Annotated in this window: 7 protein-coding genes; all 7 read left to right on the top strand. The window is 40.6% G+C overall.

Annotated features, from left to right (window positions below):
- The first annotated feature begins 132 nt into the window (after positions 1-132).
- The 7 genes from udp to LJE09_RS14035 all read left to right on the top strand — a co-directional run bounded on the left by udp (position 133) and on the right by LJE09_RS14035 (position 6612).
- On the top strand, positions 133-918 hold the full coding sequence (gene udp, locus LJE09_RS14065) for a uridine phosphorylase (protein ID WP_161276550.1): 786 nt from the start codon (positions 133-135) through the stop codon (positions 916-918).
- 18 nt (positions 919-936) lie between these two features.
- On the top strand, positions 937-1380 hold the full coding sequence (gene cdd, locus LJE09_RS14060; protein WP_008708265.1) for a cytidine deaminase: 444 nt from the start codon (positions 937-939) through the stop codon (positions 1378-1380).
- A gap of 121 nt (positions 1381-1501) precedes the next feature.
- A complete protein-coding gene (locus tag LJE09_RS14055) occupies positions 1502-2692 on the top strand; it encodes a phosphopentomutase (protein ID WP_008708264.1) in 1191 nt (396 codons plus the stop codon).
- A 159-nt stretch (positions 2693-2851) separates the two neighbouring features.
- Entirely contained in the window at positions 2852-3334 is a 483-nt protein-coding gene (locus LJE09_RS14050) for a LeuD/DmdB family oxidoreductase small subunit (RefSeq protein WP_008708263.1), read from the top strand.
- Between the two features lies 1 nt (position 3335).
- A complete protein-coding gene (locus tag LJE09_RS14045; RefSeq protein WP_161276551.1) occupies positions 3336-4586 on the top strand; it encodes a 3-isopropylmalate dehydratase large subunit in 1251 nt (416 codons plus the stop codon).
- A 268-nt stretch (positions 4587-4854) separates the two neighbouring features.
- The gene (locus LJE09_RS14040) at positions 4855-5346 is read left to right on the top strand and encodes a LeuD/DmdB family oxidoreductase small subunit (protein ID WP_022380260.1); all 492 of its coding nucleotides are present in this window, start codon (positions 4855-4857) and stop codon (positions 5344-5346) included.
- An 18-nt stretch (positions 5347-5364) separates the two neighbouring features.
- Positions 5365-6612 carry a 3-isopropylmalate dehydratase large subunit gene (locus tag LJE09_RS14035; RefSeq protein WP_161276552.1) on the top strand — a complete coding sequence of 416 codons (1248 nt, stop codon included), beginning with the start codon at positions 5365-5367 and terminating at the stop codon, positions 6610-6612.
- The last annotated feature ends 571 nt before the right edge of the window (positions 6613-7183 follow it).

Raw genomic sequence — 7183 nt, 5'->3', positions numbered from 1 at the left:
ATAGGTAACAAAAAATGCCGTATTTATGCGGCTTGTGGCGTTTCGCAAACGCCTATTAAATGCATTAATTAAGAGGATTGTTAAACAGTGGCAAACGATGTTTCACGTGAAAACGAAAAGGATGGGATGATTATGAAAAATTACTCAGAAGATGTAAACAGACAGTATCATATTCAAGTGGCAAAAGATGAAGTGGGCCGTTATGTGATCCTTCCGGGAGATCCGAAAAGATGTGTAAAGATTGCACAGTATTTTGATAATTCTGTGCTGATCGCAGATAACAGGGAATATATCACTTATACAGGAACACTGGATGGAGTGAAGGTCAGTGTAACGTCAACCGGTATTGGTGGCCCATCAGCGTCCATTGCAATGGAAGAGCTGTATCGCTGCGGAGCGGATACTTTTGTCAGAATCGGAACCTGTGGTGGAATGCAGACGGAAATAAAAAGTGGAGACATTGTAATTGCGACAGCAGCAGTACGTATGGAAGGAACAAGCAGAGAATATGCGCCAATTGAATATCCGGCAGTGGCAAATCTGGATGTGACCAATGCTCTTGTTGAAGCTGCGAAGGAGAAGGGATTTGTATATCATACAGGTGTGGTACAGTCTAAAGATTCTTTCTATGGACAGCATGAGCCGGAAGCAATGCCGGCAGGTTATGAGTTGATCAATAAATGGGAAGCCTGGAAACGAATGGGATGTCTTGCTTCTGAAATGGAATCCGCGGCACTTTTCATCGTAGCCGGTAAACTCAGGGCGAGGATGGGTTCCTGTCTGTTGGTATTGGCAAATCAGGAGAGAGAGAAGCTGGGTCTTGAGAATCCAGTTGTACATGACACAGACATGGCAATCCGGGTAGCTGTAGAGGCAATACGCAGAATGATTAAAGAAGATCAGGGACAAGTTCTGTAAGGACGGAGGCGACAGAGAATGCAGAATCTGGAAAAGTCAATGATCAGCAAACTGATTGAGACTGCAATGGAACAGCTTAAATTTTCTTATACACCCTATTCAAATTTTAAGGTTGGTGCATCATTACTTACAAAAAACGGACAGATTTATACAGGGTGTAACATTGAAAATGCAGCATATACACCTACGAACTGTGCGGAACGAACCGCGATTTTTAAAGCGGTGAGCGAAGGCGTCAGGGAGTTTGACACAATTTGTATTGTGGGTGGAAAAGATGGAATCCTGACAGAGTATACAGCTCCCTGTGGTGTCTGCCGTCAGGTAATGATGGAGTTCTGTGATCCGGAGACATTTCGGATTATTCTGGCAATAGATAAAGAGCATTATGATATCTACACACTGAAGGATTTGCTACCGCTGGGATTTGGACTACGAAATCTGATAAATTCCCGAGAAATATAAGGTAAACGCCCATCATTGCAAGTGATTTTTAATTGCGAAAAGTAAAAAAAGTGAATGACGAATAAAAGGGAACAGGAAAAGGTCAGCGATTAATAAAATATAAGAGAAGGAGTAAACATAAATGAAAAATTACGACAGAATTTTTGTAATTGTACTTGATTCTCTGGGAATCGGGGCAATGCCGGATTCAGCAAAATTTGGTGATATCGGAGTGGATACTTTTGGACATATTCTTGAGAAAATGGGTTCTCTGGAGATTCCAAATCTTAGAAAACTGGGAATGCTGAATCTTCATCCGGCAGGAAAAATGGCGGGTGTTGAGAATCCCAAGGGGCGATATACGCATCTGGGTGAAGCTAGCAATGGAAAAGATACCATGACCGGACACTGGGAGATGATGGGAATCAAAACAGAAAAACCATTTAAAACCTTTACAGAAACAGGATTCCCGCCGGAACTGATCGCAGAACTGGAGAAAAGATGCGGAAAAAGAGTGATAGGAAACAAGAGCGCAAGCGGAACGGAGATTATTGAGGAACTGGGCGAAGAGGAGATTCAGACGGGTGCAATGATTGTTTATACTTCAGCAGATTCTGTCCTTCAGATCTGCGGAAATGAAGAAACTTTTGATCTTCAGAATCTGTACCGCTGCTGTGAAATTGCAAGAGAAATTACCATGAAGGATGAATGGAGAGTTGGCAGAGTTATTGCAAGACCGTACATTGGTAAGAAAAAAGGTGAATTTAAACGTACCAGTAACCGTCATGATTATGCATTGAAACCCACCGGACTTACCACGTTAAACGTGTTGAAAGATCATGGATTTGATGTGATCGGTGTTGGAAAGATTCATGATATTTTTTGCGGAGAAGGCATTACAGAAACTCATCATTCAGACAGCTCTGTACATGGAATGGAGCAGACAATTGAAATCTGCAAGAGAGATTTCAGAGGGTTATGTTTTGTTAATCTTGTAGATTTTGATGCATTATGGGGACACAGAAGAAATGTGGAAGGTTACGGAAAAGAGATTGAGAAATTTGACAAAAATCTGGGTGTGTTGTTAGAAGAAATGAGAGAGAATGATCTGCTTATTCTCACTGCAGATCATGGAAATGATCCGACTTATACAGGAACTGACCATACAAGAGAATATGTACCATTCATTGCTTACTCAAAGAGAATGAAAAATGGCGGTGCGATAAAAGACGAAGATACTTTTGCTGTGATCGGTGCTTCTGTGGCGGAGAATTTTGGAGTGCCAATGCCTGAGGGAACAATTGGACATTCTGTTTTAAAAGAGTTAATGTAATAACGATTGTAAAAAAAGACAGGAATATTGAAAACAGGCGTTTTCAATCTCCTGTCTTTTGTGCTAAAATAGGAAAAGAATTTATCTGACTAAATCGTTAAAGAGAGACAAGTGATAAATTGTAAAAAGATAAAATGATACAGAAAGGAAACAGTTTTTATGGAAACAGGAACAATTTTTAAATTTCATAATGACCTGGATACAGACCAGATCATAGCATCACAGTATCTGTTACTTCCTAATCTGGATGAGATGAAAGGTCATGCATTTGAATCTCTGGATCCGGATTTTTCAAAGAAAGTAAAACCGGGAGATTTCGTGGTAGGTGGAGAAAACTTTGGATGTGGTTCTTCCAGAGAGCAAGCGCCTGGTGTTCTGAAAGCGTTGGGAGTACAGGCAGTTGTAGCAAAATCTTTTGCTCGAATCTTTTACAGAAACTCTATTAATATTGGTTTGCCGGTAATTGTCTGCAAAGATCTTCCGGACGAAGTAAATACCGGAGATAAGATGGTTCTTCATATGTCAGAGGGAACAGTTGAAGCTAACGGAAAAACATATTCCTGTACAAAGCTTCCGGAATATATGCAGAATATTTTGAATCAGGGTGGTCTGATCGCATCTCTGAACAAGGAGGAGAAGTAAAATGGGAATGACAATTGCAGAAAAGATTATTGCTGCGGCAGCAGGTGTTGACAGCGTAAAACCGGGAGATATCCATACAGTTAAACTCGATCGTCTCATGAGTAATGATGGAACCACACATCTTACGGTTGATATGTATAACAATAAATTGAAAAATCCGCACATTGCAGATACAAGCAAGCTGGTGTTTATCGTGGATCATAATGTACCATCTGACAGCCCGAAAACAGCAGCATCTCAGAAGAAGATGCGAGATTTTGCAAAAGAACATAACATTGATTTCTGGGAAGGAAAAGGTGTCTGCCATCAGGTTATGATCGAGAATTATGTCCGTCCGGGTGAACTGATCTTTGGTGCAGACAGCCATACCTGTTCATACGGTGCATTAGGTGCATTTGGAACAGGCGTAGGATGTACAGATTTCCTTTATGGTATGGTAACAGGTACTTCATGGGTACTGGTTCCTGAGAGCGTAAAATTTAATCTGACAGGTAAACTTCCGGAAGGAGTTTACGCAAGAGATCTGATTCTTACAATCATTGGGGAAATCGGAGCAAATGGATGTAACTATCAGGCAATGGAATTTACAGGCGAGGGTGCGAAAACACTCAGTATCAGTGATCGTATGGCGCTTTGCAACATGGCAGTAGAAGCCGGTGCAAAGACAGGTATCTTTGAAGCAGATGAGAAAGCTATTGAATATCTGAAAGAACATGGACGTGAGCCAAAGGCTGTATATCACAGTGATCCGGATGCTGTTTATGCGAGAGAATATACATTTGATTTATCAAAAGTCCGTCCTGTAGTTGCGAAACCTGATTTTGTAGACAATGTTGTGCCTGCAGAAGAAGCCCGCGGAATTGAAATCAATGAAGCATTTCTGGGATCCTGTAACAACGGACGTATTGAAGATCTGCGTGTCGGTGCAGAAATCATCAAGGGCAAGAAGGTTGCTGAGGGCGTCAGATTTCTCGTTGTGCCTGCAAGCCAGACTATTTACCGCCAGGCATTAAAAGAGGGGCTTATTGACACGTTTATGGAGGCTGGAGCCATTGTTATGAATCCGAACTGCAGTGTATGTTGGGGAAGCTGTCAGGGTGTGATCGGTGAGAACGAAGTTCTGATCAGTACAGGAACACGTAATTTCAAAGGTCGTGCAGGACACCCAAGCTCCAAAGTATATCTGGGATCAGCAGCTACTGTTACAGCATCTGCCATTACAGGAAAGATTGCGCTGGCAAGTGAGGTGTGATGCTAATTATAAATGTTTCACGTGAAACATTTAACCGAATCAAGTAAATTTCCTGCGAAGGTCGCGAAAAGCAATAGACAGCAGGGGGAGATTTGTTTGTATCAGGAGGAGAGCAAGCTCATCCTGATAAACTGCGGAGTAGTTATTCGGTATGGTATAGAGTCGCGTAGCAAAGCGGATATTCACAATTCGTTTGAATGAATTTTAACTTGTGACTGTGAAAGTACTGAACAGTTACAAGTGAAGATAGAAGATAAGAGGTAAGATTATGGAAAAATTCACAGGAAAAGTGTGGGTTCTGGATGATGACATTGATACAGATATTATTATTCCAACAGAATATCTCGCACTGAAAACAATCGACGATATGAAACAGTACGGATTCAGTCCTCTGCGTCCGGAACTGGCAGGACAGATTCAGAAAGGCGATATTATTGTTGCAGGAAAGAACTTTGGATGTGGTTCTTCCAGAGAACAGGCACCGGAAATTATCAAAGCACTGGGAATTCAGTGTGTAATTGCCAAATCTTTTGCGAGAATTTTCTTCAGAAATTCTATTAATAATGGTCTGTTACTGATCGAGCAGCCAGATCTTCATGATGATATCAAAGAAGGTGATGAAGTCACTGTGGTAATGAATGAACATGTAGATTACAATGGAAAACAGTACCCGATTGCTTCTCTTCCGGAAAATCTGATGAGCATTATTCAGGCTGGCGGACTTGTAAAAGCCATGCGCAAACTGAATGGGCTGGATTGATTTGGAAAGGAGAGGAAAATGGGCGAGACAGTTATTGAGAAAATTATAAGAAACAATGTTGGAAAAACAGTAAAGCCTGGAGACATTGTAACGGTCAATGTAGACAGGGTTATGATTCATGATATATTTATTCCATTTGTAGCAGAAAAGTTTGAAGAAATGGGCTTTACGAAGCTCTGGGATCCAGATAAAGCAGTACTCATATATGACCATCTGGTTCCTGCAAGTCAGTTAGATGATACCAGACATTTCCATGCGGGAGATGCTTTTGCCAGGAAATATGGCATGAAAAATGTTCACAGAAGTGATGGAATCTGCCACCAGTTAATGACAGAGGCAGGTTATGTAAAACCGGGAAATATTGTATTTGGTACAGACAGCCATACCACTACCTACGGATGTGTAGGCGCTTTCTCTTCCGGTATCGGATATACAGAGATGGCAAGTATTCTGGGAACAGGAACTATGTGGATCAAAGTTCCTGAGACAATTAAGGTTGTGATCGAGGGAGAACTTCCGGAAAATGTTATGTCCAAAGATATCATCCTGCGTCTGATTGGTGATCTGGGAGCTGATGGAGCTACATACAGAGCACTTGAATTTACCGGCAGTACAGTAAAGAATATGACAGTAGCAAGCCGTATGACTATGGCAAATATGGCGATTGAGGCAGGGGCAAAATGTGCGCTGTTTACACCGGATGAAAAAACTGCAGAATATTGTGACATAGAGTTGAATGAGTTCCAGAAGAGCCTTACAGGAGATGAAGATGCAACCTATATGAAAACAATCACTTATCGCGCAGAGGATTTTGTACCGGTTATGGCATGTCCGTCTCAGGTAGATAAGATTAAAAATGTAAGTGAACTTGAAGGAACAGAAATAGATCAGGTATTTATCGGTTCCTGTACAAATGGCCGTCTGGAGGATCTCAGAGCTGCAGCGGAGGTGTTAAAGGGCAAAAAGGTAGCAGATTACGTTAAATTGATTGTAACTCCTGCAAGCCGTAAAATATACTGTCAGGCAATTGCAGAGGGAATTATGGATACTCTGGCAGAAGCAGGTGCAATGATCACACATCCCGGATGTGGATTGTGCTGTGGACGTGCAGGAGGTATCCTTACCGACGGTGAACGTGTAGTAGCTACAAATAACAGAAATTTCCTTGGTCGAATGGGAACATCTAAGGTAGAGATTTACCTTGCATCACCAAAAACAGCAGCAACGTGTGCAATTGCTGGTAAAATTGTAAATCCAGAGAAATAAAACGTACAATAAAATCAATGCGATATAAATTGTACAGATGAGCAACGAAACTACAGAATAACAAAAGAATAAAATTAACGGATAAGTCCACTGCATTATTTATAAAAGGAGTAAGCAGTGGACTTATTTTTTGTCAGAGAACGACACTATGATATGTTTCATATCACATAATAAATTATCTGACGGGATAATGGGATAATAAGGAAAGAAAAGGCGTGGAAAAGCCTGTAAATTTGATTGCATAGAAAAAGTTTCTCAGACAGAATTGTCCAGTGTGAGTCTGATCTCCGACGAAAACATGTGCTTTTTGAACTTAAAATTGAACAAACAGAATCTGCGAAATGACGAGAAATCCGCATAAATAAAAGGAATTTCAAAAACATCAAAACTTAAATTGAACATATATTGAACTGAAATAAGAAAAGTTAAATTCTGGTTCAATGCATAGTTCAAAATATAAATTAAACTAATTGAACCAGCGTAATAAAAGCAATTAACATGTTCAATATGGTTCAATTAATAATGAACTGCAAAATAAACTAAAAGTTGAACATTGCTGATGAAATTGAAA

Source organism: Blautia sp. DFI.3.45 (assembly GCF_020593505.1).
In the GTDB taxonomy this organism is placed as follows: domain Bacteria; phylum Bacillota; class Clostridia; order Lachnospirales; family Lachnospiraceae; genus Blautia_A; species Blautia_A wexlerae.
The sequence above is the reverse complement of the archived record's forward strand: the minus strand, read 5'-3'. Positions and strand labels throughout refer to the sequence as shown.